The sequence below is a fragment of the Micromonospora sp. KC721 genome, assembly GCF_004348355.1.
In the GTDB taxonomy this organism is placed as follows: domain Bacteria; phylum Actinomycetota; class Actinomycetes; order Mycobacteriales; family Micromonosporaceae; genus Micromonospora.
The window spans coordinates 1-25,670 of sequence record NZ_SMJY01000017.1 but is presented as its reverse complement, the minus strand read 5'-3'; the positions used below and the strand labels follow the sequence as shown (position 1 = coordinate 25,670).

The 25,670-nt window shown below is 71.8% G+C and carries 24 protein-coding genes; 10 read left to right on the top strand and 14 right to left on the bottom strand.

The window, feature by feature from the left end:
- Positions 1-93: 93 nt before the first annotated feature.
- Positions 94-2,460 (bottom strand): penicillin acylase family protein, encoded by a 2,367-nt coding sequence (locus tag E1182_RS05335; protein WP_132261535.1) that lies wholly within the window; start codon positions 2,458-2,460, stop codon positions 94-96.
- A 155-nt stretch (positions 2,461-2,615) separates the two neighbouring features.
- On the opposite strand from E1182_RS05335, the gene E1182_RS05330 reads away from it, so the two are divergent.
- From E1182_RS05330 to E1182_RS05310, 5 genes are all read left to right on the top strand, one after another.
- Complete coding sequence (locus tag E1182_RS05330) at positions 2,616-3,050, top strand: VOC family protein (RefSeq protein WP_132261534.1); 435 nt, start codon at positions 2,616-2,618, stop codon at positions 3,048-3,050.
- Between the two features lie 103 nt (positions 3,051-3,153).
- Positions 3,154-3,522 carry a VOC family protein gene (locus tag E1182_RS05325; protein WP_132261533.1) on the top strand — a complete coding sequence of 123 codons (369 nt, stop codon included), beginning with the start codon at positions 3,154-3,156 and terminating at the stop codon, positions 3,520-3,522.
- A gap of 113 nt (positions 3,523-3,635) precedes the next feature.
- Entirely contained in the window at positions 3,636-4,781 is a 1,146-nt protein-coding gene (locus E1182_RS05320; protein WP_132261532.1) for a CdaR family transcriptional regulator, read from the top strand.
- 87 nt (positions 4,782-4,868) lie between these two features.
- The gene (locus E1182_RS05315; RefSeq protein WP_132261531.1) at positions 4,869-5,648 is read left to right on the top strand and encodes a hypothetical protein; all 780 of its coding nucleotides are present in this window, start codon (positions 4,869-4,871) and stop codon (positions 5,646-5,648) included.
- Positions 5,649-5,656: 8 nt separating this feature from the next.
- Entirely contained in the window at positions 5,657-6,469 is an 813-nt protein-coding gene (locus E1182_RS05310; protein ID WP_165942522.1) for a citrate lyase subunit alpha, read from the top strand.
- A gap of 64 nt (positions 6,470-6,533) precedes the next feature.
- Here E1182_RS05310 and E1182_RS05305 read toward each other — a convergent pair whose 3' ends face one another.
- Complete coding sequence (locus E1182_RS05305) at positions 6,534-7,682, bottom strand: phosphotransferase family protein (protein WP_132261529.1); 1,149 nt, start codon at positions 7,680-7,682, stop codon at positions 6,534-6,536.
- 168 nt (positions 7,683-7,850) lie between these two features.
- Here E1182_RS05305 and E1182_RS05300 point away from each other — a divergent pair, with 168 nt between their 5' ends.
- The 4 genes from E1182_RS05300 (at position 7,851) to E1182_RS05285 (ending at position 9,755) form a co-directional block, all read left to right on the top strand.
- Positions 7,851-8,402, top strand: coding sequence for a hypothetical protein (locus E1182_RS05300; protein ID WP_132261526.1), 552 nt, complete (start codon positions 7,851-7,853; stop codon positions 8,400-8,402).
- A gap of 124 nt (positions 8,403-8,526) precedes the next feature.
- On the top strand, positions 8,527-8,943 hold the full coding sequence (locus E1182_RS05295; protein WP_132261524.1) for a hypothetical protein: 417 nt from the start codon (positions 8,527-8,529) through the stop codon (positions 8,941-8,943).
- A gap of 66 nt (positions 8,944-9,009) precedes the next feature.
- A complete protein-coding gene (locus E1182_RS05290; RefSeq protein ID WP_132261522.1) occupies positions 9,010-9,573 on the top strand; it encodes a DUF5753 domain-containing protein in 564 nt (187 codons plus the stop codon).
- Complete coding sequence (locus E1182_RS05285) at positions 9,564-9,755, top strand: DUF397 domain-containing protein (protein ID WP_132261520.1); 192 nt, start codon at positions 9,564-9,566, stop codon at positions 9,753-9,755. Before E1182_RS05290 ends, E1182_RS05285 begins: the two co-directional genes overlap by 10 nt.
- A 168-nt stretch (positions 9,756-9,923) precedes the next feature.
- On the opposite strand, the gene E1182_RS05280 is transcribed toward E1182_RS05285, so the two are convergent.
- The 4 genes from E1182_RS05280 to E1182_RS31965 all read right to left on the bottom strand — a co-directional run bounded on the left by E1182_RS05280 (position 9,924) and on the right by E1182_RS31965 (position 14,715).
- Complete coding sequence (locus tag E1182_RS05280; RefSeq protein WP_132261518.1) at positions 9,924-10,931, bottom strand: aldo/keto reductase; 1,008 nt, start codon at positions 10,929-10,931, stop codon at positions 9,924-9,926.
- A gap of 306 nt (positions 10,932-11,237) precedes the next feature.
- A complete protein-coding gene (locus E1182_RS32675) occupies positions 11,238-11,369 on the bottom strand; it encodes a hypothetical protein (protein WP_256370810.1) in 132 nt (43 codons plus the stop codon).
- A 59-nt stretch (positions 11,370-11,428) separates the two neighbouring features.
- Entirely contained in the window at positions 11,429-12,994 is a 1,566-nt protein-coding gene (locus E1182_RS31970) for an RHS repeat-associated core domain-containing protein (protein ID WP_243706052.1), read from the bottom strand.
- Positions 12,877-14,715 carry a DUF6531 domain-containing protein gene (locus E1182_RS31965; protein ID WP_243706047.1) on the bottom strand — a complete coding sequence of 613 codons (1,839 nt, stop codon included), beginning with the start codon at positions 14,713-14,715 and terminating at the stop codon, positions 12,877-12,879. The genes E1182_RS31970 and E1182_RS31965 overlap by 118 nt, the downstream gene beginning before the upstream one ends.
- A 147-nt stretch (positions 14,716-14,862) precedes the next feature.
- On the opposite strand from E1182_RS31965, the gene E1182_RS05270 reads away from it, so the two are divergent.
- Positions 14,863-15,312, top strand: coding sequence for a VOC family protein (locus E1182_RS05270; protein ID WP_132261517.1), 450 nt, complete (start codon positions 14,863-14,865; stop codon positions 15,310-15,312).
- A 140-nt stretch (positions 15,313-15,452) separates the two neighbouring features.
- Here the strand turns inward: E1182_RS05270 and E1182_RS05265 are convergent, their stop codons facing one another.
- The 8 genes from E1182_RS05265 to E1182_RS05230 form a co-directional block, all read right to left on the bottom strand.
- Positions 15,453-16,121, bottom strand: a complete 669-nt coding sequence (locus tag E1182_RS05265) for a GntR family transcriptional regulator (RefSeq protein ID WP_371687515.1) — start codon at positions 16,119-16,121, stop codon at positions 15,453-15,455.
- A gap of 28 nt (positions 16,122-16,149) precedes the next feature.
- Positions 16,150-17,010 (bottom strand): tryptophan synthase subunit alpha, encoded by an 861-nt coding sequence (gene trpA / locus E1182_RS05260; protein WP_243706046.1) that lies wholly within the window; start codon positions 17,008-17,010, stop codon positions 16,150-16,152.
- Positions 17,007-18,167, bottom strand: coding sequence for a tryptophan synthase subunit beta (gene trpB / locus E1182_RS05255; RefSeq protein WP_132261561.1), 1,161 nt, complete (start codon positions 18,165-18,167; stop codon positions 17,007-17,009). The genes trpA and trpB overlap by 4 nt, the downstream gene beginning before the upstream one ends.
- A 136-nt stretch (positions 18,168-18,303) precedes the next feature.
- Entirely contained in the window at positions 18,304-19,410 is a 1,107-nt protein-coding gene (locus tag E1182_RS05250; protein ID WP_132261513.1) for a hypothetical protein, read from the bottom strand.
- 198 nt (positions 19,411-19,608) lie between these two features.
- Complete coding sequence (locus E1182_RS05245) at positions 19,609-20,367, bottom strand: MerR family transcriptional regulator (RefSeq protein ID WP_132261511.1); 759 nt, start codon at positions 20,365-20,367, stop codon at positions 19,609-19,611.
- Between the two features lie 138 nt (positions 20,368-20,505).
- Positions 20,506-22,764 carry a bifunctional diguanylate cyclase/phosphodiesterase gene (locus E1182_RS05240; RefSeq protein WP_243706045.1) on the bottom strand — a complete coding sequence of 753 codons (2,259 nt, stop codon included), beginning with the start codon at positions 22,762-22,764 and terminating at the stop codon, positions 20,506-20,508.
- 155 nt (positions 22,765-22,919) lie between these two features.
- Positions 22,920-24,416 carry a hypothetical protein gene (locus E1182_RS05235; RefSeq protein WP_132261509.1) on the bottom strand — a complete coding sequence of 499 codons (1,497 nt, stop codon included), beginning with the start codon at positions 24,414-24,416 and terminating at the stop codon, positions 22,920-22,922.
- Positions 24,413-25,501: a hypothetical protein gene (locus E1182_RS05230; protein WP_132261508.1), complete on the bottom strand. Its 1,089-nt coding sequence runs from the start codon at positions 25,499-25,501 to the stop codon at positions 24,413-24,415. The genes E1182_RS05235 and E1182_RS05230 overlap by 4 nt, the downstream gene beginning before the upstream one ends.
- Positions 25,502-25,670: the final 169 nt, after the last annotated feature.

Below are 25,670 nucleotides of genomic sequence, written 5' to 3'. Positions count from 1 at the left end.
GCTCACCGATCGCGCCGTGTTGCGGTGTCCAGCGACGAGGACACCGCAACACGGCGCAATCCGGGATGTCGGCCCAGGCCCGCAAGCCCGACCTCAGCGACGGCGCTCCCCCACCCGGTACGTGATCAGGTTCGGGTCGGCCCTGAGCTGCCGTTCGGTGAACTTGATCGTGTCGAAGCCCTTGCCGGAGTAGAGCCGGGTCTGGTCGGCGTACCAGGGCGAGTTCGGGTTGGCCGACTGCGAGTAGGTGAGCAGCTGCCGGCCCGACGGGCCGCCCCGGCCCAGCTCCACCGCCATCAGGAACGACGTGCCGTGCTGCACCTTCCGGTACCCCACTCCGGGCTCCACCACACTGATGATCATGTTGAAGACGCCGCCCTCCGGCCACCCACCGTGGATCGGAATCCGTTCGTCGCCGCGCGGCTCGGTCTGGATGTCACCAAGTTGGGCGTCCAGCGAAATGTCACCGAGCGCCCGGACGGCGTCGGCCAACGCGGTGCGTACCCTCGGGTCGTCGACGGCGAGCCGACGCGGCGTGCTGACCGGCGCTGCCGGGTCGAACGGGTCGGCGAAGCGCAGCCCGCCGGCCCGGGCGAACTCGGTGAACACGTGCGAGCCCCGGCTGTCCAAGTCGACCCGCAGGTCCCAGCCGCGCAGCGCGGCACAGGCGGCGGTGAGGTCGACGGCGCTGCCGTCGGAGGCGATGGCCGCCGGCTGCGCCTCGCACAGCGCCACCAGGTCGTCGCGGACCAGCTCACCGCCGTACGCCCGGTTGCCGAGCGCCACCTGCCACAGGTTCGCCGTGGTGAAGCCGGTGCCGGGCAGCCCGTCGGTGCCGGCGACGCGCTGCTGGACCTGGAGCAGCCCCAGGCGGGTACGCAGGCTTCGGGCGGTCCGCTCGTCGCCGAGGATGCGCGGGAAGCCGGCCAGGGGCTGCTGCGGATTGGCCAGCCAGTGGCTGTCGTTGGAGTTGGTCACGTAGTCGCCGCGAACCAGGACGGGCAGGTTCGCCGGGCCGAGGATCCCCGGTACGGCGGCGTCCGGGTCCTTCCCCGGCGCGCACGCCGACCGGGAGCCGTCGAGGACGGCCTGCCCGCGGGTGGCGTACAGGTCCCGGAACTCGGCGGGGATGCACGCGGCGGCGACGGCGTCGGTGACCCGGGGGACCACCGAGTGGTCGCCGTACAGGGCGCTACCCCGCTGGTCGGCGGCGATGGTGTTGACCCAGGGCAGGAACTGCCGCCGGTCCAGCACCGCACGTAGTTCGCCCACCGTCCGGGCGCGTGCCATCGCCAACCAGCCGTCCAGAGCCCGGTTGTTGCTGGCGTTGGGGTCGCTGACCGCGTACGCGGTGCCGGTGGTCCACTCGAAGCGGCCCGGCACCACCACGACCGGGCCGAGGTGGGTGTCGTAGAGGGTACGGGTGACCGTCCCGGACTGGGTCCGCACGGTGACGGTACGAGTGGTCATCTTCCGGGTCCGGCCGTCGTACCGGTAGGCGGTCGGGTCGCCGGGCACCAGGGTCAGCCGGTGCCAGGTGAAGCGGCGGGCGGTGGAGACGGTGTGGCTCCAGGCCACCCGGCCGTTGTGGCCGATCTGCACCAGCGGCTCCCCGACCAGGGACGCGCCCTCGACGTCGTACCTGCCGGGCACCTTCAGTCGCATCCGGTAGAACCGGTCGGCGCCGTCCCACGGGAAGTGCGGGTTGGCCAACAGCATGCCGGCGCCGCGGGCGGTGGCCTCGCGCCCCAGCCCGTACGCGTTGCTGCCCACCCCGGCGGGAGCGCCGTCGCGGGCGTCGACCACGGCCTTCGCCTGCGGGGCGGCTGCCGGCGCCGGGGTCCCGTCGGCGCGCGGCGGGGCGGCGGCGGTGATGCCGTCGGCGAGCGCACCGGAGCCGGCGCGCACCATCCGCGCCCAGTGCGACCGCCACAGGTCCAGCTCGGTGATCGGGCGCACCCAGGGTTTGCCGGCGCAGGCCGGGTCGGTGATGTTCGCCGCGCCGGTGCGGCGCAGGTACGCGTTGTAGCCGGCGGCGAAGCCGCGCATCTGCTCGCGGGCCTCGTCCGACGGTGACCGGATGCCGTCGCGGGGGCCGGTGAGCAGCCGCTCCACCGCCCCGCCGTCGATCGCCCGGCGGTGGAACAGGTCGCTGGTGACGTTGCGGGCGGCGTTGCCGAAGTGCTGGCTGCGCTCGGCGTTGACGGTCACCATCGTCTCGGCGATCAGGCAGATGTTGTCCTCCGCCTGCGCGTACCCGACGCCGTAGCCGAGGCCGGCGAAGTCGCGGGCGGTGATGTGCGGAACGCCGTACGACGCGCGCTGGATGGTGGCCGCGTAGCCGCCGGCGTGCCGCTGACCGGCAGCGGCCGGGTCGGCGACGACCGCGGCGGCGAGTAGGCCCAGGACGCTGACGGCGGCGACGGTGCGCCGCCGGAGTGGTCGGCCGGAAAGTGGCATCGGACATCCTCCCCGTTTCGTGACTGTCCGGTATCGACGGACGTTATGCGCGCCCGGGCACCGGAACATCAGGGATGACCACCAGATGATCCCTGAGGATGTCACGTGCCGCGCCCGGCCTTCTGGGTCCGAAACACCGTCTCTATGGTGGACCCATGGCATCGGTCAGGCAGGTCCAGGTCACCTTCGACTGCGCAGACCCCGAGCGTGTCGCTCGTTTCTGGTGCGAGGTGTTGGGGTACGTCGCACCGCCGCCACCGGAGGGGTTTGCCACCTGGGACGACTTCAATCGCACGCTGCCGCCCGAGCAGGCGGGTTCATGGTTCGCATGCAGCGATCCCACCGGTGCGGGCCCGCGACTGTATTTCCAGCGCGTTCCGGAAGGCAAGGTCGTCAAGAACCGGCTGCATCTCGACGTGCGGGTCGGCACCGGGCTCGTGGGCGAGGAGCGCCTGGCCGCACTGGAGGCCGAGTGCGCCCGACTGGTCGCGCTCGGCGCGACCCGCGTGCGACTGCTGCGTGCCGACGGCTACAACGAGTCGTGCCTGGTGATGCAGGACATCGAGGGCAACGAGTTCTGTCTCGACTGACCAGGACGTCCTGGTCCGGGCGCAGGTGGTCGAGAGCGGATTCGGCGTGGAGTGTCGCAGCCGGGTCGTAGCCTGCCCCTGTCACATGAGTGAAGGAGACAACGTGCTCGATCATCTGGGCATTCAGGTTCGCGACGTGCCTGCCAGCCGGGCCTTCTACGACACCGTCCTGGCCACGCTCGGCGCGCGCCGGATGATGGAGTTCGGCGACGTCCTGGGCTACGGCGTCGACCGGCCCGACTTCTGGATCAGCCCGGTGACCGGTGACGGCGAGGGACACGAGACGCACATCGCCTTCACCGCTGCGAGCCGCGCCGCCGTGCAGGCGTTCCACGACGCCGCGGTGGCCACCGGCGCGGAGGTGCTGCACGCGCCCCGGATCTGGCCGGAGTACCACCCGACGTACTACGGCGCGTTCGTCCGCGACCCGGACGGCAACAACGTCGAGGCGGTCTGCCACGCCCCGGAGTAGGGGTGTTGGCAGGAAACGTGTCCCCAAAGGGCACATCTGTTACGGTCGATACCTAAGCGCGACCCATCCGTAACCGTCGCTGCTGCGAAGCGTGTTCGACGGGGAGGAGCCGGATGAGTGCACTGTTCAACGCCCTGCGCGAGCGGGTGGAGGTCAACGCCCGGCAGGCGGTCGAGACGTTCACCAGCGAGGTCGACGAGTACCAGACCATGCGTCCGGGCTCCGACGAGCGCATCGGGATGTACGACTTCGCGGTCTTCATCCGGCGCCGCTCGCTCGACCTCGCCGCGGCCGAGCTACCGCTGGGCGAGGCCGACCTGGCCGGCATCGCCGCGGTGGGCCGGCAGCGGGCGGAGATCGGCCTGTCCGTGCCGTCGCAGCAGCAGGTGCTGGGTCTGCACACCGCGATGATGGTGCGTGAGGTGCACGATCTGGCCCGCCCCGAGGACGTCACCGACCTGCTGCGTATCGTCGGCTGGCTCGGCACCCAGGGCGTCCCCGCACGTAGCGCCTACCTGCGCGGTTACACCCGGGGCGTGGGCACCGCACGGATGCTGTCGACGCGACTGGAGATCCTGGCTCGGGCGCTGCTCGCCGACGAGCCGGTCGAGCCGTTCGTCGCCGACCTGCGCCTCGCCGGGCAGTACCATCTCGCGGTCCTGAAGACGGCGCGGCCGGTGACCGCGGAGGCGCAGGCCGAGGTGGTCGCCGCGTTCACCGCCGACCGGATCCCGGTGACCTGGCTCGCCGCCGACGAGCTCGCCGTGCTCACCCCCGGCAACGAGTCACAGACAAAGATCCTTCAGCGGGTACGGACCGCGGCGGTGCTGATCGGGCAGCCCTGCGGCATCGGTGCGGCGCAGGGCGCGGTGGGCGGGCTGGCCGAGACGCTCGCCTGGGCACGGGAGGCGAGCCGGGTGGCGCCGCCGCAGGAGCGTCCGGACCGGCTGCCCGGCATCACCGACCTGTTCGTGGAGATGGCGGTCGCGCGTGCCCCGGCGGTCGACGGGTGGCTGCGCAGCTATGCCAGGGCGCTCGCTACCGGCCCGGACCTGGTGGCGACGTTGTGTGCCTACTACGCCCACGACATGAACCGCACGAGCACCGCCACCGCGCTGCACATCCACCCCCGCACGTTGGACTATCGGCTGCGCCGCGTACGCGAGGTGACCGGCATCGACCCCAGCTCGACCGCCGGCGTACGGCTGCTGAGTGCGACGGTAGCGCGGACGCTCGCCGTGGACCACTACGCGGACTGACAAACGTCACTGGGAAATTGCGCACGGCTCACGAAGACGCGCACCCTTCGGCACCGACAGACTCCCGGCAAGACGAAGGGAGCAGATGTGCGACGAAGACTGGTGCGCGGCCTGATCGCGACGCTGTTGGCGGTTGGGGTCGCGGTGCCCAGCAGTGTTCAGCCGGCCCGGGCGCAGGACGTCAGCGACTCGGTCATCACCCTTGTGTTCACCGCCGTGAGGATCGGCCGTGATGGCCTGTCCCAGGCTGAGGTCGAGGCGCTGGTCCGCGAGGTGGTCGGCCTGGTCGGGCAGGCCCGGAACGAGGTCATCAGCCACATCGACGGGCACGTCGCCGCCCGGGCGCTGGGCGAAATGGACGGATTCGCCATCGAGTACCTCAACTATGAACAGTTCCGCCGCGACCGACGGTGGGTGCAGAACCTCGCCAGCAGGATCATCACGTCCGCCTCGCACGACAAGAGAGACCTGAACGCCACCCAGGACGACAAGGCCGCCGACGCCATCGGTCACGCCCTGAACGTCAAGTACGCGATGGCGGAGGCGGCCGCCAGGGACGCCGGGTACAACCCGGAGTCCAGGAAACTGCTCCGCCAGCGGTACATCGAGGCCAACGAAAGGATCATGCAGAAGCTGGAGCCGAAGTGCGAGGTGATGTGGACCGAGAACGACGCCTACTGGTACTCGAAGACCTGGGCGTGTAAGGCGGCCAATGGTGAGACGGCGGCGGCCACGGAGACTCTCAACAAAGTGACCGGCCAATGGACAAGGCCGCAGGTCAATGTGGAGGACCTCAAGCTCGCGGCCGCGGTCAACTCCAGCTGGAAAGTAGCCAAGACGACCCTGCCCACGTTGAAGCAGCCATAGGAGTTTCAGTGAGAACAAGACTGTTGAACAGCCTGGCCGCCGCCAGCCTGGCGGTGTCGATCGCGGTGGCGGGCACCGGTGTGCCGGCCCAGGCCGCCGCGACCACCAGCGAGACCAAGCGCCCGACCGAAACCGCCGCCGTTCAGGCGTTCGCCTTCGACTGGGTCAGCGCGGCCATCGCCGTCGCCGGCTACCTGCTCAACGACGGGGGCGGGGGCGCCAACCTCGACGCCGCGATCCGTGAGATCAAGGCGGCCATCGCCCAGAACAGGACGCAGATCATCGCGCAGATCGACGCCATCGCCGCCGCCGAGGTGGAAGGCTGCCTCGAAGCCCACACCATCGAGTTCCTCAACATCGACTTCATGGACGAGTACACGCTGCGGGCGTGGGCCCAGAACGCCACGAGCTGCGCCACCCAGGCCAGCGCGTTCGCGAATGCGGTGCAGAGCCCACAGGCGGTCGACAAGATCGGCTTTGTCATCGGCCCGATCTTCGCCATCGTTCTCGCGGCCCGCGCCCAGGCCGGCTTCGTCAACGGCACCGACCTCGTCCTCCGCAGCCAGATCCGCGCCTACGAAGCGGTCGTCGCCAAGCTCACGCCGACCGACTGTGTGAAGAAGCGCGCCCGCGACCCCGGCTACCCGGTCGACAAGTGGTGGGAGTGCACCGCCTACAACGGTGACAAGGGCAGCTCCGACTGGGTCACCGGGAACCTGCGCGAACCCGACCGCACCCAGGCCGAGGACCGCGCCACCAGGAATACCAGCCGCCCCACCGCCAAGACCGCCCTGCCTCAGCTCCGCGCCCTGGGAGTCTGAGCCACCACCGGGCCGCACGGCCGCCCACCGGCGCCGTGCGGCCCGGTCTCGTTCCGCCGGCTCCTCACCGGTTTCGTCCTCGCCACACCGCCAGGCAGCGCGGCACGTCGTCGGCGTGGTAGATCCGCTCGCTCGGCTCGATGTTGGCGAGGAACATCGCGTACACCGCTGCCATCCGCAGCGCCGCGACCGGCCGCAACAGTTCCACGGCCCGCTGCGGGTCGCAGCCCGGTACGCTCGCCCGCCACCGCGCGCACCAGGCCGCGACCAGCGGGTCGGCGGTGTCGGGGGCGAGCCCTTCGGTCAACCGGAGGATGTCGAACGCCGGGTGCCCGACGAACGCGTCGCCCCAGTCGATGATCACCCGCCGGTGGCCGTCGCCGCGCACGTTGCCCGGGTGCAGGTCCCCGTGGACGAGGACGTCCGGCAGCCCGCACCGGGCCACCTCCGCCAGCCGCTCCGCCAGACCGTCGAGAGGCGCATCCGGTGGGAGGAGGGCGCGGATCCACCGGTCGAGCGCCGGCCCACGCAGGTCCGGCACCCCGTCCGCGACGAGGTCGTCGACGGCCGGCAGCGTGCGTACCTGAAGGTCGTGTTGGTCGGCGGCGATGGCCGCGCGTTCGGTGGCGTCGGCGCCGTAGCGGTCCTCGCCCGGCACGTGGTCGAGCAGCATCCGCCCGGTGCTGTCGTCGGTGGCGAGCAGCACGGGTACGCGACCTTCGGCGAGCAGGTTGAGGTGGCGCAGCACCGCCGCCTCGTGCCGGAAGAAACCGGGCACCTGCTTGAGCCAGGCCGGTCCGTGCGGTCCGTCGAGCCGCCAGATCGCCGACAGGTTCCAGGTGCGCCGCTGGGTCACCTCGGTGGCGGGCCGACCGAGGCGCTCGAGGACGCTACGGGCCCAGCCGACGCTGGCGGCCGGGCCGCCGGGCTCGGCGTAGGGGGCGCGCAGCGGGTGCCCGGTGAGGTCCACCGGCACCGGACGCAGCGCGACGGCGGGCGGCCCGGCGACCTCGGCCAGGTAGGTGACCTGCCCGCCGGCACCGGGTCTGTCGCTCTCGCCGGTGAGCAGCCGCAACACGACCACGTCGACGGGCGCGCCCCGGATGACCGGCTCGGCCTCCTGCCACCACGGGCTCTCCACCTGGTACGACGGCAGCGCCCCGAGCGGCTGGCCGGTGGGGTCGACCAGGACGAGGGTCACGGTACGGGTCACAGCCACCGACGGTAGTGCGCTCGGCGCGGGCCGGCGACGGGTTATCGGAGCGGGCGTGCGACAGGGCCGCAACGAGCGCAGTCGGTTGGATGGACTCCGGGTGTCCTCAGGGGACGGGGCGGGAGTAACCCGGATGACCCGTCGCTCCCGCGCCGCCAGGCTGGGTCGATGACCGTCATCGACCGCCGACACACCGCCGCACTGCGCCTGCCCGCGCTCGCCGCCCCGCTGCTCCTGCTCGTCTACGGCCTGTTCCGGGTGGCCGACGGTCTCGACGGCGACCGGGGCAACGGCTGGGCGTGGGACGTCGGCCATGTCGCGTTCGGCCTCGGCATCCTCTGCTTCGCCGTGTTGGCGGTGAGGCTGCGCGGCGTACTCCGGCCGGCCGGCCTGCGGGCGATGCTGGAGACGGCGACGGTGGCCACCCTGCTCGGGGCCGCCGGCTTCCTCTGGGTGATCGGGTACGACCTCTTCCCCGACCTGGAGGACGTGGCGGTGATCCCCGGCCCGGTGTTCATCCTGGGGCCGGCCCTGTTCGAACTGGGCCTGTTGGCACTGCTGGTGCGGGCGGTCGTGGTACGGCCGCGGTTGCTGCCGGCCTGGAGCCCGGTGCTGGCGCTGGTCGGGTTCGTGGCGATCGCGGTTAACCTGGATCTGCTGCCACTCGGAGCGGCGCTGGTGCTGGTGGGGTTGCTGCCGCTCGCCCGCCGTCGCCGCTGACCGGAAGGGAAGCGACATGTCCGAGCCGTCGTCGGGACCATCCGATTCGCTGCCCCCGTCGTCGGCGACTGCGTGGGGTTCGTCGCGCGCCAGGTGCGGGCGGCCCGAGTTCTCGGCTTGGGAGGTGGCGATTCCGGCGCTGCTCGGCGCGATACTCGGTGCCCTGGTCGGCGTGGTGTGGCGGGGGCTTCGCGAGCCAGGCCGGTCGGCCGAGGACGCCATCGGTCTGCTCTACCTCTCGGTGGTGGTCGGGCCGCCGGTGCTGGTGGTGGTGAGCTGGGTCGTGCTGGCGTTGACCGGTCCGGCCTGGACGGCGCCCACGGTGACCATCGCGGGCCTGGCCGCCGGGACCTACGCCGTGGCCCTGTACCTGACGGTCACCGACACATCAGGGGCACCGCCGGTCGCGCTCTGCGCGCTGGCCTGGGGGGCCAGCTACGCCGTTGTCGCGGTGGCCTGTCTGCCCGGGGTGTCCTGGTTGCTCCGGGGCGCCATGGTCGCCCTGCTGCTCGCCCCGGCAGTCTTGCTTCTCGCCCTCTGAGTACGGGCTCGGGCTCCCCTGCCGGCGCTCAGGTCCAGACGCGGGGCTGACCCAGGACAGGAAGCGGTGGGTCAGGTTCGGTTCACGGCCGCCGTCGAGGTCGGTCAGGTCGCCGTGGGCCAGCTCGCGCAGCACTGGGTGCCGGGTCTACTGCAGATCCCGGAGTACGCCCGGGCGACGCTGGCCGGGGAGGCACTGACCGCCGAGGAGGTCGACCAACTCGCGACGGCGCGGATCAAGCGGCAGGCAATCCTGCGCCGCGACCACCCTCCGCTGCTGGTTGCCGTCATCGACGAATCGGTCCTACGGCGGTCGATGCGGGGGCGGCCCGAGCTGATGCGTGAGCAGTGCGAGCACCTGGTGGCGTGCACCGACCTGCCCACGGTGCAGATTCACGTGGTTCCGCAGGACACCGGCATGTACCCGGGCCTGGGCGGGCCGTTCACCATCGCCGAGATGGAGGACGGCACGCGGTACGCCCATGTCGACGGTCAGGTCAAGGCGCAGATCCTCGACCAGCGGTCGGAAATCGCTACCCTCGAACGGCGCTGGGCGCGCATCGTGGGGGAGGCCCTTCCCCGGGCCCAGTCCCTCGATCTCATCAGGAAAGCGGCGACATCATGGACCTGACCGGCGCACGGTGGCGCAAGAGCACCAAGAGCGGCAACAACGGCGGTGACTGTGTAGAGGTCGCCGACAACCTTGCGGGCACGGTCCTCGTCCGCGACACGAAGGACCGCGACGGCGGGACGTTGGTCTTCACTCCCGAGGCGTGGCGCGGCTTCGTCGCCTTCGCGAAGACCTCCCGCTAACCCACCTGCCGGGGGTCCGCACACGGTCGAGGTGCTCCGGAGGCACAGGGCATCGCCCGGCACACGTGCTCGTCAACGACGACCTGTGTGCGTGGGCGATGCCCCGGGAGTCGTCCGACTCCCATTGGCCCGACCGACGGCGCGGGCCAGCAACCGCGTACCCGAGGGTCAGGCACCCGCGGCGTCGAGCCGGGCCAGTTGCTCGTCGCTCAGCTTGATGTCGAGGGCCGGCAGCGCCGCCTCCAGCTGCTCCGGCGTACGCGGCCCGACCAGCGGCACGACGGTCGGCGAGTGACGCAGCAGCCAGGCGAGAACCACCTGGCCCGGCGCGGCTCCCACCTCGGCCGCCACCTGGTTGAGCACGGCGAGGCGGGCGACGGTGTCCGGCCCCTCGTACGGCCGCATGATGTGGTGGCCGTTGCGCTTCGCCGGGTCGTCGTAGACGCCCTTGAGCAGCGGCGAGTACGCCACCAGCGTCAGGTCGTCGTGGGTGTCGAGGTAGTCGAGCTGCTCGTCGTCGACGATGGACACGTCCGGCAGCCCCGGCCGGCGCCGCAGGTACGAGTGCTGCTGCTGCAACGCCACCGGCGTCGGCCAACCGTGCGCGGCGCAGAGCTGCCGGATCCGTTCCAGCCGCCAGGTGCGGACGTTGGACCATCCGATGTAGCGGGCCTTTCCGGCCTGCACAATCCCGGCGAGCGCCTCAAGGGTTTCCTCCAGCGGCGTGGCTCGGTCGTCGACGTGCACGTAGTACAGGTCCACGTGGTCGGTGCCGAGCCGGCGGAGGCTGTCGTCGATCGCGCGGCGCAGCGTCTCCGCGCCGGCACCCTCGAACCGGGTACGCGCGACCTCCCAGTCCGGTTCGTCGCCGGCGCCCCACAGGCTGCCCGGATCTGTCATCTTCGCGCTGCCCTTGGTCGCGAGAAACACCTCGTCGCGCCGGCCGCTGCGAGCCAACCAGCGCCCCAGCAGCTCCTCGCTCTCCCCACCGTGGCTGCCCCTGCGCAGCCACCAGGCGTAGCAGTCGGCGGTGTCGAGAAAGGTGCCGCCGAGGCCGGTGAACCGGTCGAGCATCCGGAACGAGTCGGCCTCGTCGGTACGCGTTCCCATCAGCATGCAGCCGAGTGCCAACTGACTGACGTGTTCACCGGTGCGGCCCAGCTCCACGGTCTTCATCCGTACTTCCCCCTTCATCGGCACGACCACCCGACCGTAGGAGCTGGAGCGCACTCCAGGTCAACCGGATCGCGCATCGCGTCGACGAGGCCGGCGAGTCGGCACCCAGCTACTTCCGCAAGGATCTCATTGCTACGACCTCGTTGGTTTTCAATGACGCAGTACTTGGCGGCAGCGCACCTGCAGGAATTGCGTCGGCAAGGCACTTGGCCGGGCTGCTCACCTCACCGCCGGGCAGCCCAAAACCCGGTTGGGGCCGCCGATGAACGTCGGCCCCAACCGGGGTTTCAGGCCCGAAGGGAGTAGCTAGCGCTGCCGCATCCAGCGTGGTACCACGATCGCAACGGCGATCACCACCATCAGTGCAGTAACGCCGATGGCGACGCCCTTGGGCACACCGGTCACACCGAGCACGAACCCCACGATGGCGATGAACACGACCGCGATGATGGCGGTCCTTTTACTTATAGGAAACTTCGCAGGCTCACGAGTCATAACTACCACGACAAACAGTCATGTTCTTTGCAGACCCTTCCGGTCGAATATCCAAGCCCGGCGACCGCTCCGATGCCTCCGCCGATCAGCGCACCAGCACCTGCGCCTTCGATGCACCCCGCCAAAATCGTCGCGATGCAACCGACCACCCCTCCCAAACCGGCTCCGGCACCGGCGAAGTCCGCCGTCGTACCGACGATGTACTCCAGATCATTGGGTTCCGGGGCCAGCCCCGTCGGATCAATGTGGTTGACAGGGTTGCCGCCTGCGTAGGCGTACCGGTTGCCCTGCTGGGGGTTGCCGATGAAGCTGAGATTGTCCTGTTGGGTGAAGCGTCCCTGCACCGGGTTGTACCACCGCTGCCCGAACTTCGTGAACCCCGTCGACCAGTCATACGTCCCACCCGCGAACCGGATCAGACTCGTCTGCCCCAGGAAATACTCGTCCGCCGTCGTGCTCACCCCGTACGGGTCGTACTGGTAGGTCGCGACCTTCGTCCCGTCGGCCCGCACGATCGCCACCGGCGAACCAAGAGCGTCCAGCACATACGCGTGATCGGTGCCGTTGATCCGCAGGCCCAGCGGCGTGCCGATCCCGTCACGCTCCACATAGGCGGTCGAGCCGCCATACGTCCAGGACTGCAACCACGGCATCCCGTGCTGGTCCTCCATGCCGTACTGCATCGTCGCCACCGCGCTACGGGTCAACTCCACCTGGTCGCTACCGGCGTAGCCGTAGCTCGCGGAGTTCGCACCCACCATCTGCTTGACGCTGTTGTACGTCATCGGGTTCACCGACGGGTGGCTGGCGCGGGTCTGGTTGCCCCGGCCGTCGTAGCTGTTGTCCGCGGCGGTGATCTGGTTGGCGGAGTTGAAGGTCAGAGACTGGGTGGTGGAGCCGTCCAGGGCGACGCTCTTGCGGTTGCCGTTGCTGTCATAGGCGTACTCGTAGGTCTTGCCATGGTGGTTGGTGGCCTTGGTCAACCGGTTGGACTTGTCGTAGTCGTACCGGGCGACCGCCCCGCTGACCTCGTCCTTCTGCCACTGCCGCAGGCCGGTGTCGTCGCCCTTGTCGGTGGAGCAGGGCTCGCCGGCGACGTACTTGGCGTGGCAGTAGGTGACGTCGTGGACCGTCGCCGGGCTCGCCGAGTTGCGGGTGGCGGTGATCCGGGTGGGCCGGTCCGAGTCGTCGTAAACCGTCTTGATCCGCAACGCCCACGCGCTGTTGGTCTCGTTGGTGGCGAAGTACGTGTGGGTGCGGTTGCCGTTCTTGTCGTAGAGGAAGTTGTAGCGGGTGCCCCCGGCGGTGTCCATGCGGACCAGCCAGTTGCGGGTGTTGTAGTAGTACCGCGTGGTGCCCCGCCCGTCGGTCAACTGCTCGAGGTTCCCCACCGGATCCGGCACGTACTTCAGGATGCCACCGCCGGGATTGCTGCGCTCGCGGAGCCGGTTCAGCGGGTCGTACGACCAGGTGGTGGTGCCGGTGGCGTCGGTGCGGGTGAGCAGGTTGCCGGTGCCGCCGTACTCGAAGGTGACCGGCGGCTGGGTGCCACAGCCGGAGTAGGCGATCTCCATGACCCGGTCGTCGGGCTGTAGGTGTAGCTGGTGGTGCAGCCGTCCGACACGGTCTTGAGCCGGCCGTAGGGGTCGTAGGTGAAGGTCTTGACCGCCAGGTTGTTGCCGGTCGGCGGGGTGACCTTGGTCAGCTGCCTGCTGTCGTCGTAGCTGTAGCTGGTGGGGTTGTCGTCGTTGGCCGGGTCGGTGGAGGTCTTCACCGTGCCGTCGTCGTTGTAGTCGACCTTCGCCTCGGCGGCCATCGCGTCGGCGGTGGCGGTGCGGTTGCCGGCGCCGTTGTAGGTGTAGGTGGAGCTGTTGCCCTGGGTGTCGATCGAGGACGACGGCTGGAAGTTCGCCGTCGGGTTCGTCGACGTCGCCGCGTTGGCGTACGCGGCCGACGCGCTGGCGCCGGTCGGCGAGGCCGACTTGGTCAGCGACTCCCCCGCGTTCGCGCCGTAGGTGTTGGTGACCGTGCCACCCTCGGGGCTGACCGAGGTGGCCACGTCGTGGAACGGCGTGTACGTCTTGCTGCGCTCGTTGCCGGCAGGGTCGGTGGTCTTGGTGACCCGCTTGTCGGCGTTGATCTCGTACGTGGTGTGCGGCACCGAGGCGATCGGCTGGGACAGGTCCTGCCGGGCGTCGGCCACCTGGGTCTGGGTGGAGCTGGGGTACGCCAGGCGGGTCGTCGAGCCGCGCATGGTGGCGATGTCGGTGACCTGGGTGAACGAGGTGACCCGGTGCTGACCGTCGTAGGTGATCGTGATGAAGGTGTTCTCCTTCGTGGTGATCTTCGTCAGGTCACCGGCGGCGTCGTACTCGAACATCACCTTGCGCCAGGTCGGCGACTGGATCGTCTGCAACCGGCCCAGGCTGTCGTAGGCGTACGACACCTCCCGCCAGCTGCCGTCGGCGCCGGTCTGCCGGTACTTGCCGATCTTCCCGGCGGTCCAGGTCGCCGTCGCCGTCCGCGCGGCGGTCGGGCCCCGGTCCGAGGTGATGGTCGTCATCTGCCCGCCGCTGTAGGTGACGTCGGTGACGTTGCCGTTGCGGTCCTCGGTCTTGTCCAACAGCCCGTCCGAGCCGAAGAACAGCTCCTTGCCGCTGCCGTGCTCGGTGAGCTTCCAGCCGGAGCCGTCGCGCGCCAGGGTCGCCTTGAACTCCTTGGGCGACGAGTAGCCGGAGCCCGACTCGGTGAACCTGCCGACCACGCCGTCGGCGGCGGCGTAGGTCACCGACCCGTCGTCGGCCGGGTACAGCCGCACGTCCTGGCCGGCCCGGGTACGCCAGCCGGGGCCGTGCGCGCCGGTCTCCAGGTCGCTGTCGAGCAGCAGGCTGTTGAAGGTGGCGCCGATGGTGACGTTCTCCGCGACGCCGGGCAGCGTCAGCTCGGTGCTGCGCAGCATCAGGTTCCCCGACCCGACGTTGATTTTCGCTTCGAGGCGGTCGCTCAGTGAGAACGACAGCTCGGTGGCGTTGCGGACCGGACCGGTCCCCTTCGGCACCGACGGGGCCGCCCCCGCGGCGGCCGCGGTGCGCGATGCCGGACGCTCGGGGGTGTCGAACAGCCACATGGTGGACTTCGACATCGGCGACACCACCGGATCGCCCACATTGTCCCGACCGTGCGCGGGAGCCGGCGCGGCCGTCGCGGGACGATCGGCGGCCGGAACCACCAGCACCGACGCCACCAGCAGCGCGGACGTCATCGCCAGCGCCGTTTTACGTAGACCCATCAACTAGCTAATGTGGCGAGCCAGGAAGAATGGTGCCCATCTCTTCACATCGACTCCGCCCGTGGCGCTGGGTGACGGCTCCGGTCGCGGGCGTGGCGATCAGCATCCGGACGGACCGTCTTCACCGGCCCGGTACCCTCCACTGACATGGAGCAGCGGATCAGTCTGATCACCCTCGGCGTCACCGACCTCGCCCGCGCCCGCGCCTTCTACGAGCGGCTCGGCTGGCACGGGCAGGAGGTCGAGGAGACGGTCTTCTTCCAGGCCGGCGGCCTCGCGCTGGTGTTGTGGGGGCGGGCGAAACTGGCTGCCGACGCGGGCGTACCGGAGCGCGGACCGGGTGCTCTGACGCTGGCGCACAACGTCCGCTCCCGCGCCGAGGTCGACGAGATCATGGCCACCGCCGCGCAGGCGGGCGCGGGGATCACCCGGCCGGCCGCCGACACGTTCTACGGCGGGTACGCCGGCTGTTTCGCCGACCCGGACGGTCATCTCTGGGAGATCGCCTGGAACCCGGGCTTTCCGCTGGCCGCCGACGGGACGCTGACCGTGCCGGACCTCACCGCCGCCCCCGACCCGTCTTCCCCACCGGCCTGAGCCACGCGCCGGACGCACCCGGGGCAACCGCGCCTCACCTTGCGGCATCCCGCGCTGTCCTGGGCGGAAGACACCCCAACCCGGCGCAGACGGAGTCGATCGCGCCCGGGCGGGGTAAACGGTCTGTCGGCACGTCGCGGTCAACTCGACGGCGTCCACTGCACCGACAGGCCGGTGGCCGCGCGTTCGGTGCGGACTTCCATCATCGTGCCAAGGATCGTCGCCCGGTCCACCAGGATCGGCCGCTCATCGAGCCCGTACGTGACCCGGTCGGAGAGGAACACCGGCGTCCCCACGGGCTGGCGCAGCAGCTCCGCCACCGGCGCGACCAGCACCTCCGGGCGCAGCACCTCGGTGGCGCGGTGCACCACGATCCCGTGCTCGGCGACGGCCGCGTACAGCGAGGTGTCGCTGAGATCGGTGTCGCGCAGCTTGGCACCGGCCGGGGAGCGAACCCAGGAGAGCTGGTGCACCGCCGGCCGGCCGGCCAGCAGCCGCAGGCGTTCCAGCCGCAGGACCCGGGCGGTGCCCAGGTGCGCCGCCACCCAGGCCGGCGGACGCTGCATGGCCTGGCCGAGAATCTCCGTGCTGACCGTACGGCCCTGAGCGCGCAGATCCTCGGCCAGCCCGCGCAGCGAGTCCAGGCGATAGGTGGCCTTCGGCGAGGCGACGAACGTGCCCCGGCCCGGCTGCTGGGAGAGCAGGCCGTCGTCCTCGAGCTGTCGCAGCGCCTGCCGCAGGGTCACGAGTGTCACCCCGTACGCGGCGCTCAACTCCTTCTGCGGTGGCAGCGCAGAACCCGGTGGCAGCTCACCCCCCCGAATCTTCGCGGTCAGGTCAGCCGCGATGACCCGATATTTCGGCGTGCGGCGTTCCAGGAGACACCCCCAGGTCGAGTGCGGAGCGGAAGGCCGCGACGTCGGCGGCGAGCGCGCCGGCCGAGGCTCCGTCGAGCACCCTACGCATCAGCGCCGACGCGACGACAGCACCGTCCCCGGCGCGTCCCGCCTCGGCGGCCTGGGCCGGGGTGGACACCCCGAATCCGATCAGCACCGGCAGGTCGGTGACCGCCTTGACCCGGGCGGCCAGGGTGGCAGCCGAGGCGGCCAGGTTGGGACGCTCGCCGGTGGTGCCCATGACGCTGACCGCGTACAGGAAGCCACGGCTGCGGGCGCAGATCTCCCGCAGCCGGTCGTCCGGGGTGGCCGGTGCGGCCAGCAGCACCAACTCGATGCCGGCGGCGGCCGCCTCGGCCTCGAGCCCGGCGGACTCGTCCAGCGGCAGGTCGGGAACGATCAGACCAGACACCCCGGCGGCGACGAGCGGGGCGATCCCCGTCCGCAGGATGAGGTTCGCGTACGTCATGACGACGATCGGCACCCGCAGCGGCGTACCCGCGAGGTCGGCGAGGATCGAGTCCACCGTGGCACCCCGGGCCAGGGCCCGGTGCGAGGCCTCCTGGATGGTCGGGCCGTCGAGCATCGGGTCGGAGAACGGCAGACCGACCTCGATCGCGTCCGCGCCGCTGTCCTGATAGGCGAGCAGAACATCCGTCCAGTCCGCGGTGATGCCACCGGTCACGTACGGCACGAGCAGCGGCCGCCGGGCCGCCCGCAGTGCGGCACCGAGCCGGGGCGTACCGGCGCGCGACTTGTCCAGCCCGGGCATCGCGGTCTGCTGGTTGGTGTCGGTGCTCATCGCAGGCCCTCCATCAGCTGGGGCATGTCCTTGTCGCCGCGGCCGGAGAGCGTCAGCAGCACCGTCGAGCCGGCCGGCAGATCAGGTGTCCCGGCCGCGCGCAGCACCCACGCCACCGCGTGCGCCGACTCCAGCGCGCAGATGATGCCCTCCCGCTCGGCGAGGCGGCGCACCGCGACCAGCACCTCGTCATCGGTCACCGTGACGTACCGGGCCCGGCCCAGCTCGTTGAGCTGTGCGTGCTCCGGGCCCACCCCGGGATAGTCGAGTCCGGCGGCGATCGACTGCGCCTCGGCGACCTGCCCGTGCCGGTCCTGCAACACCAGCGACCGGGAGCCGTGCAGGACTCCCGCCTCGCCCTGGGAGACAGCGGCGCCGCCCGCCGCCTCGACACCCACCAGGCTCGCGCCCGTGTCGACGAAGCCGGCGAACGTGCCGGCGGCGTTCGACCCGCCGCCCACGCAGGCGACGACCGTGTCCGGGATGCCGGTGCCGAGTTCGGCGGCGCACTGCCCGCGTGCCTCATCACCGATCACCCGCTGAAACTCCCGGACCATCCACGGGTACGGGTGCGGTCCGGCCACCGACCCGAGGCAGAAATGGGTGTCCTCGACGGTCGACACCCAGTCGCGCATGGCCTCGCTGGTGGCGTCCTTGAGGGTCCGGCTGCCGCTGGTCACCGGGACGACCTCGGCGCCGAGCAGGCGCATGCGAAAGACGTTGAGGACCTGGCGCTCGATGTCGCGCTCGCCCATGTAGACGGTGGCCCGCAGCCCGAACAGCGCCGCCGCGGTGGCCGTGGCGACGCCGTGCTGGCCGGCGCCGGTCTCGGCGACCAGCCGGGTCTTGCCCATCCGCCGGGCGAGCATGGCCTGCCCGAGCACATTGTTGATTTTGTGGGAACCGGTGTGGGCCAGGTCCTCGCGCTTGAGCAGGAGCGTGACGCCCAGATCGACGGAGAGGTTGCGGGCGGTGGTGAGGGCGGTCGGCCGCCCCGCGTAGGTGCGGCGGTGAACGTCGAGCTCCATCCGGAACGCCGGATCGGCCCAGGCATCCCGGAACGTGTCCTCCAGGGCGAGGCAGGCGGGGATCAGGGACTCCGGAACGTACCTGCCGCCGTAGTCCCCGAACCGTCCGCCGGCGGCGGGCTCGCGCATCACCGTTGTCACCAGAACCTCCAGAGTTCTAGAACCGTGGACCGAGTGTGTCACAATAGTCAGCAAAGTTCTAGAACTTTTTGAGGTTGTTCGAAGCCGACCAAGCCCCCCTGGAGGAGGACGGGCGGCAGGTCGGTCAGGTGAACACGGTGCGGCGTACGCCCTTCTGGTCGGCGCAGGCGCCGCGACGCCCACCGGTCAGGCTGACCGACCCGTCCCGACACTGCACCAGGTAGCCGCGTCCGGACCAGAAGTCCCGTACGCAGTCGAAGTGGTCGCAGATCCGGTGGTCGGGGCGGCGGATCCGCTGGCCGTCGCAGAAGTCGTACCCCATCGGGTTGGCCGGGGCGCCGCAACGCCGCTCGCGGGGCGCGACGCTGGCCGACGGCGTGGGCCGGGGTTTCGCCCGGCGGGTGGCCGCCGGCGTGGGCGACGTGGCGGGGGTGGCGGCGACGGCCCGTTCGGAGGCGGATCGCACCGGCGGGTCCGAGTCGAGGACGGCCACCGGCACGGCCAGGGTGAGCGCGGCCGTGACGACGACGGCGCGGCGTCCGCCGGGGATCCGGGCGGTGAGCCGGGCCTGGGCGGGGGTGACGATCGCCGGGCGGAACGGTCGGGTCTGGTCGTGTTCGGCGATCAGCTCGTCGAGCTGCGCGAGCACGGTGTCCCGCTGCTCGATGGCGTCGGCGAAGGCGAGGGTGAGCACGAACCGGAAGTCGACCGCCGCCGCGGCCGGCAGGCGCAGACCGGTGGTCCGCTTGCGGTCCAGGACCTGGATCAACGTCACCGGGGCCGCCGGGTCGTGGGACAGCCCGGTCATCTTCGCGTACGCCCAGTCGCGCCGGCCGCCACCGCCGAGGAACGCCAGGCGACGGTTGGTGATCACGGCCATCCCGGCGTCGACGGCCCGGACCCCGTCGGGGGATCGGTGCCGCAGCGGTGCCGGGTGCGGTTCGAGGGTCAGATCGGGGGCGGGCAGCACCGCGGTGTGCCGCAGCTCGACCAGTTGGGCCGCCGGCCAGGCCCGGAGCACCTTCTCGCCGTGGTCGAGCGCCAGCGGCAGCCCTCGGCCCGCCGCTGCCGAACCGCGCAGGTCGACGGCGAGGGTACGCAGCCGCCGCAGTTCGTCGTCGTGCCGGCGCCAGGCCGCCTCGGCCGCGCGGTAGCGGCGCTGCCGGCGCTCGTTCTGTTTGCGCGCCCAGGTGTAGCGCCAGGTGGAACCCGTCGAATCAGTTTCAGCCACGCCGACCCCTCCGCCGCGCGAGCCACCAATCGGGGTGTCGTACGGATTAACAGCGGACCAACGCCGACGGAACCGGCGCGACGGGTCCTTTCACCCGATCGGGTGATTGCCTCGGACGGATTCTGTGAGCAGGCCCGGTCGGCGCCGGGAACCCGGGTGGGCCGATCGGTCGGCCCACCCGGCCCGGACGATGACCGCTCAGGCGCGGTGGATCGCGTTGGCGTGGATCGCCTCGGCGAGGTAGGCGGCCATGCCCGGCGCGAGTGTCTCGAAATACGCGGTGAACCGGGGATCCCCCACGTACATGTCCGCCAGGCAGGTGTGCATCTCGTACGAGCAGTCGTAGAACCACTCGGTGATGAGCCGCCGGTGCTCCTCGGCCAACGCCATCGCCTCCGCCGAGTCGGCCGGCACCCCCGAGGTCATGACCGCCACGAAGCGGCGGCCCCAGTCCTCGTTGGCCGCCTTGTTGCGCAGCCAGTCCTCCTTCGAGTAGCTGGCCGTCCGGCGGGCCGACTCCCGGTACGCGTCGGTGTCACCCCAGCGCTGCTCCACCTCCTCGGTGTGCGCATCCGGGTCGAAGTCGCCGAAGACCTCGAACCGCTCCTGCGGGGTGAGCTTGATGTTCATCCTTTTCGCCTCCATCGCCATCTCGATCGCGGCGACCATCTCCTGGAGCTTGCCGATCCGGCCGCTGAGCAGCTCGTGCTGCCGGCGCAGGTGCGCCACCGGGTCGGCATCCGGGTCGTCGAGGATCGCCGCGATCTCCTCCAGCGGGAACCCCAACTCCCGGTACCAGAGGATCAACTGCAGGCGCTCCAGGTCCGCGTCGTCGTAGCGGCGGTAGCCCGCCGCGGTGCGTCCGCTGGGCGAGAGCAGTCCGATCTCGTCGTAGTGGTGCAGCGTCCGGACCGTCACCCGGGCCGCCTTCGCCACCTGCCCCACCGTGTACGTCATGGGTTCCCTCCCTTCCGCGACCAAGGCTCCCGCCTTCCGTTACGTGAGGGTCAACCCGATTCTGCGCGCGTCCCCGCCGCCACTGTCGGAAGTTGTCGGCGGTGCCGGGACCTGGTCGCCGGCGCCGTGCCGGCGTGGTCAGGCCGGTGTGTGGTGCAGGGTGGCCAGCGCGCCGGGGCGGCCGTAGCGGTAGCCCTGGCCGTGCACGCAGCCGATCGCGGTGACCGCCGCGTGCTGCCCCTCGGTCTCCACCCCCTCGGCCACCACCGCCAGGTCGAACGCCCCGGCCAGCCGGGTCACCATCTCCACCGTCGCGTACGCCCGGGTGTCCGAGTCGAGCCGGGCCACGAACGAACGGTCGATCTTCAGCTCGGTGGCCGGGATGCGGTGCAGGTAGCTCAGCGACGAGTAGCCGGTGCCGAAGTCGTCGATGGCGATCCGGATGCCCAGCTCGCGTAGCTGTGCGAGGCGTTCCAGCACCGCCTCGCTGCCGTCGATCAACGCCGACTCGGTCAGTTCCAGGGTCAGCGCGCGAGGCGCCAGGCCGGCGCCGGCGGTGGCCGCGGTGACCGTGGCGATGAGATCCGGCCGGCGCAGGTGCGCCGCCGCGATGTTCACCGCCACCGTCGCCTCCGGCACCCGCTGCCGCCAGGTGGCGGCGGCCCGGCACGCCTCGTGGATCACCCAGCGGTCCAGCGGCACGACCAGTCCGGTCTCCTCGGCCAGCGGCAGGAACGCCGCCGGGTTGAGCAGCCCCAGCCGGGGATGCCGCCAACGGACCAGCGCCTCGGCGCTGCGTACCTCGCCGGTGGCCAGGTCGACGATGGGCTGGTAGTCCAGGTGCAACTGCCGCTCGTCGACCGCCCGGCGCAGGTCGGCGATCAGCTCCGCGCGGGTCACCGCCGACTCGCGCAGGGCCGGGGTGCAGGTCCGGTACGCGGCCTTCCCGGCCGCCTTCGCCGCGTACATCGCGATGTCCGCGTCGCGCAACAGGTCGGTGTGGGAGGTGTGCTGCGGGCCGTACTCGGCGATGCCGATGCTGGCCGACGGGTGGATACCGGCGTCCTCCTCGCCCGGCGACGGTTGCAGGGCGGTGAGCAGGCGCTCGGCGAGCCGTTCCGGGGCGACCGGCCGGCCTGCGTCGACGAGCACCGCGAACTCGTCGCCGCCGAGCCGGGCGACGGTGCCGTCGTCGCCGACCGCCTCCCGCATCCGGCCCGCGATGCAGGTCAGCAGGGCGTCCCCGGTGGCATGCCCGAACCGGTCGTTGACCTGCTTGAACCCGTCGAGGTCGAGGATCAGCACGGCGACCGGCGGCCCGTCGCGCAGCGCCCGGCGCAGCCGCCGGGTGAACATCAGCCGGTTCGGCAGGCCGGTGAGTTGGTCGGCGTACGCCAGCCGACGCAGCTGGGCGACCAGCCGCAGGTTCTCGTAGGCGGCCAGCCCCTGACGCAGCGCCAGCGCCCCCAGCAGCGTCATCACGCCGACGAAGATCAGATGCGGGGTCTGCCCGGTCGGGCGGCGGGCCAGCACGACGGCGACGATCGCCCCGCCCACCGGCAGGTACGGCAGCGCCACCCGCCACCAGGACGGCAGCGGCGACTCGCCGCTGTCGTCGGCCTCGGTGCAGGTCGGTGGTGGCGGGTGGAGCGCCGCCACCGCGATCAGCAGGTAGCTCAGCGGCCAGCACAGGTCGACCGGGTGACCGGGGGCGTAGCTGCCACCGACGACGAGCGCGACGTAGACCGCGTCGGCCACCCCCCGGACGGCCAGACTGGCCCCGATCAGGGTCATCGGCCGCCACACCGGCCGGGCCGGGCCGGTCACCGCGACCAGGACGGTCAGCTGCATCAGGTCGAGCATCGGGTAGAGCAGGCCGAAGCCGTGCAGCGGGTCGGCCAGGTCGGCGGCGGTGATCCCCCGGAACATCACCACCCAGCCGACGGGGATCAGGGCGAGCCCGACGATCACCCCGTCCAGCAGGGCGCGGGTCTGACCGACCCGGTTGCGGGGAGCCGACACCGAGCAGAGCAAGGCGGCGGTGCCGGTGATGATGCCGGCGGTGAAGATCGCGCCGATCAGCGCGGTGTGCGGCAGTTCGCTGCTGCCGAGCCGCCCGGCCGTCCACACCGTACGGCCCGCCACGGCCAAACCCATGGTGACCGCGAGCAGCACCCAGAACCGGCGCAGCGGGGTGGGATGCCGGCGGGCCGCGCCCACGCAGGCCGCCGCGGCCAGGCCCGCCACCGTGATCGCGCCCAGGTCACTGGCGAGCGCCGCGTCCGGCAGCCCCATCAGCAGCCAGAGCGCCTCGACGAGAAGCACCGCCGCCGCGAGCGCCACCCCCGCGCGGCGCAGCGGCGCGGCAGGATACGGCGTGACGGCCTCGGGCTGCACGGTGATCGCTCCGGCTCCCTCTCCTGTGCGCACCTCAAGGCTGAAAACCGGCCACGGACGGGCGAACCATCGAAGCGTAACCACCACCCGTGCGCCCCGCCAGAGCCGACCGGCCCTGTCGGTGTGCACCCTTTGGGGCATGCCGGCTCGGTTGGTCAGGACCAGTCCTCCGCCGCGTCGCCGTCAGCTGTGGACGCGGGCGGACCGCCGTGCGTCCAGGGGGTCTCCTCCGGGGCCGGGAACGCACCGGCCGGCAGGAACCCGTCGGAGAGGGTGGTCAGGCAGAGCCGCTCCCCCACCTCCGGCACCGTCCCGGGCGGCGCGGTCAGTCCCCGCCCCATCCCGCCGGAAAGCTCCAGCACCAGTTCGGTCTTGCCGTCCGCGGCCGGGGTCAGGAACACCACCTTCGCCTTCTGCGCGGGCCGAGCCGGGGAGAACAACGTCGTCCCCACCGGCACCGGCACCGGCTCGGTGGTCACCACCTGGATGCGGGGGCGCAGCACCGGCCGCCGGCCGCTGTCGTCCACCCGGGTCGGGTCGGCCAGCGTCACGTCGCCGACGAACGCCTCACCGGTCAGCCGGTGCTCGGCCATGACCAGCGGGTCGTCGTAGGCGCGTTGCACCGCGTACGAGGTCAGAGCCCGTTCCCACCGGTGCAGCCGCGCCGCCGCCGCCACCGCGCCGTCGCGCCGGGGCTGCGGACCGCCACCGGCGTCGAGGTGCTCGACATGGCCGGTGAAGGCGTCCTTGTCGCCGTCCCAGCGGCCCGCCACCCGCGCTCCCGGCGGCAGCGCGCGCAGCAGCCCCACGCCGCGCCACATCAGCTCCCAGGTGGGCGCGAGCTGACCGCGCAGCACCCGTTCCAGCGCCGCGTACGCGGCCGCGCGGGCGGCCGGGTCGTCCTCGGCACCGGTGTACGCGGCGATGGCCGGGGCGAGCACCCGGTTGTCGAAGTCCGGGTCGGTGGCCGGGCCGGCCGGCGGGCAGAGCGTCGGATCCTCGGCGCGGGCCGCCATCTGCGCGCCGGTCGAGCCGACCGGCGGGTCGATCCAGCCCAGCAGCGCCGGCAGGTGCTGGTCCTCCACGCTGCTCTGCCCGGTGGCCCAGTGCAGGGTCAGCGCGTCGGTCATCGCCACCAGCGCCGACGAGCCGGGATGCTCGGCCCGCTCGGCGAAGAAGGTCAGCCAACGGCCGAGCAGCGGCACGTCGGGGTGCACCGGGTGCTCACCGTCGGGGCGGCGGAACCGCGTGGAACGGCCGAACAGCCGCAGGAACGTCACCCCGGCCGGATTCGGCACCAGCAGTTGCGGCGCGTCGGCGTACCGGTGCCGGACGTCACGGCCCCGGTCCACCGGCACCGCCTCGGACACTGTCAGGAACTCCGCCAGGTACGGCAGCACGACCGCGGCCAGCTCGGCGGCGAACCGGAACCGCTGGTCGCGGTTGCGGGGTTGCGGCACGATCAGCAGCCGCGCCGCGTCCGGGGCGGTGCCGACCAGCGCCGCCAGCGGGGCGTTCGCCTCACCGGCCAGCGCCAGCGGCACCAGCACCAGCGGTCGCTCGGCCAGGTGCAGGTGCCGGACAGTGGCCACCGGCTGGGCCACCCCGGCGGCGACGGCCTGCGCCTTCGCCAGCGCGCGCAGCGTACTCACGCGGGGTTCCCGGCGAGGGCGTCGGCGCGCAGCCGGGCCGCGGCCCGCAGCAGCGCGGCGGCCTCCGCCCGTTCCGGTTCCGCGGCGCGCTCACCGGTCGCCAGGGCCAGCACCTCGGAAACCTCCTCGACTCCGCCGAGCGCTTCCCGCACCGGCCGGCCCAGCGCCCCGGTGTGGTCCCGCGCCTCGGCCCGGCAGAAGTACGCCAGCTCGCACGCGGCCAGGCACTCCGGCGCGTAGTGGGCCTCGACGGTGCGCAGCGCGGCGGTCAACGTGGCCGGGTCGGCGCCCGGGTCGGCGGTGAAGTCCGGCGGCACGTTGGCCAGCACCACGTCCAGTCGGGCCATCCGGTCGAGCTGGCGACGCAGCACCAGTAGCTGCCTGCGCACGTCGAGCAGGCTGGCCACCGGCCGGTTGGCGAAGTCGCGCGGGCAGACCAGCACCACGTCGTGGGAGACCAGCTGCGGGTCCTGTCCCTCGGCGGCCAGCAGCTCCCGCAGCGCCAGCACGTAGACGGCCGACTGGATGGCGGCGGCGGCCACCTTCGCCGGGTCGGCCTGGCCGTCGATCACCGGAAAGGATTTGATCTCCACCACGTGGAACCGGCCGCCGAGGCGGGCGGCGACCAGGTCCGGCTCCAGGTGCACCCGCTGCCCGGCGACGTCCAGCCCCAGCAGCGGATGGTCGAACAGCGCCGCGTCCGGCCCGGTGGCGGTCAACGCCCGACGGGACCGCTCCTGCCGGTCCGGCAGGTCGTCGGCGCCGCCCAGATCCGTCCAGTCCGCCCGCTGCGGCACCGGTACGCCCAGCCGCTGCGCGACCAGCCGCAGCAGTTCCGTCCCGCCGTCGGCCTTCACCTGCGCCTCGAACGTGTTGCCCCGGCTGATCGCGAACCGGGACTGCCCGAAGCGGGCTGGATACCCGATCCGCTCGGCCAGCTTCGGCTTGTCCACCCCGGCGCCGTCGAGCACCGCCCGGCGGGTGCATCCCGGGTTCCCGGTGAGGGCGGCGATGGTACGGGCGTTGTGCCGCTTCGGCGGCACGGGTCCCCGGATCACGGCCAGGCGCTGCGCGGTGCTCGTCACGATCCGTCAGGATAGGCGCTGGGCGCCGGTTCGGCCCGGACGCGGGCGGTCCGGATGGGGTTGAAGAACAGGGTCAGCGCTCGGCCGACCGGTTCCAGGGCGAGCGGGGCAGCCGGGTCCCGGCGAGCGGCCGACCGCGGCGGCGGCGCCGGCGGCCGGGGGTGCAGGG

Excerpts from the sequence above, each read along its gene's own strand:
- E1182_RS05245 (WP_132261511.1), bottom strand. The coding sequence starts at position 20,367 with ATGACGTACACGGTGGGGCAGGTGGCGAAGGCGGCCCGGGTGACGGTC.
- E1182_RS05280 (WP_132261518.1), bottom strand. The coding sequence starts at position 10,931 with ATGAAGACCGTGGAGCTGGGCCGCACCGGTGAACACGTCAGTCAGTTG.
- E1182_RS05335 (WP_132261535.1), bottom strand. The coding sequence starts at position 2,460 with ATGCCACTTTCCGGCCGACCACTCCGGCGGCGCACCGTCGCCGCCGTC.
- E1182_RS05330 (WP_132261534.1), top strand. The coding sequence starts at position 2,616 with ATGGCATCGGTCAGGCAGGTCCAGGTCACCTTCGACTGCGCAGACCCC.
- E1182_RS31965 (WP_243706047.1), bottom strand. The coding sequence starts at position 14,715 with ATGGGTCTACGTAAAACGGCGCTGGCGATGACGTCCGCGCTGCTGGTG.
- E1182_RS05270 (WP_132261517.1), top strand. The coding sequence starts at position 14,863 with ATGGAGCAGCGGATCAGTCTGATCACCCTCGGCGTCACCGACCTCGCC.
- trpB (WP_132261561.1), bottom strand. The coding sequence starts at position 18,167 with ATGCGCGAGCCCGCCGCCGGCGGACGGTTCGGGGACTACGGCGGCAGG.
- trpA (WP_243706046.1), bottom strand. The coding sequence starts at position 17,010 with ATGAGCACCGACACCAACCAGCAGACCGCGATGCCCGGGCTGGACAAG.
- E1182_RS05300 (WP_132261526.1), top strand. The coding sequence starts at position 7,851 with ATGACCGTCATCGACCGCCGACACACCGCCGCACTGCGCCTGCCCGCG.
- E1182_RS05285 (WP_132261520.1), top strand. The coding sequence starts at position 9,564 with ATGGACCTGACCGGCGCACGGTGGCGCAAGAGCACCAAGAGCGGCAAC.
- E1182_RS05320 (WP_132261532.1), top strand. The coding sequence starts at position 3,636 with ATGAGTGCACTGTTCAACGCCCTGCGCGAGCGGGTGGAGGTCAACGCC.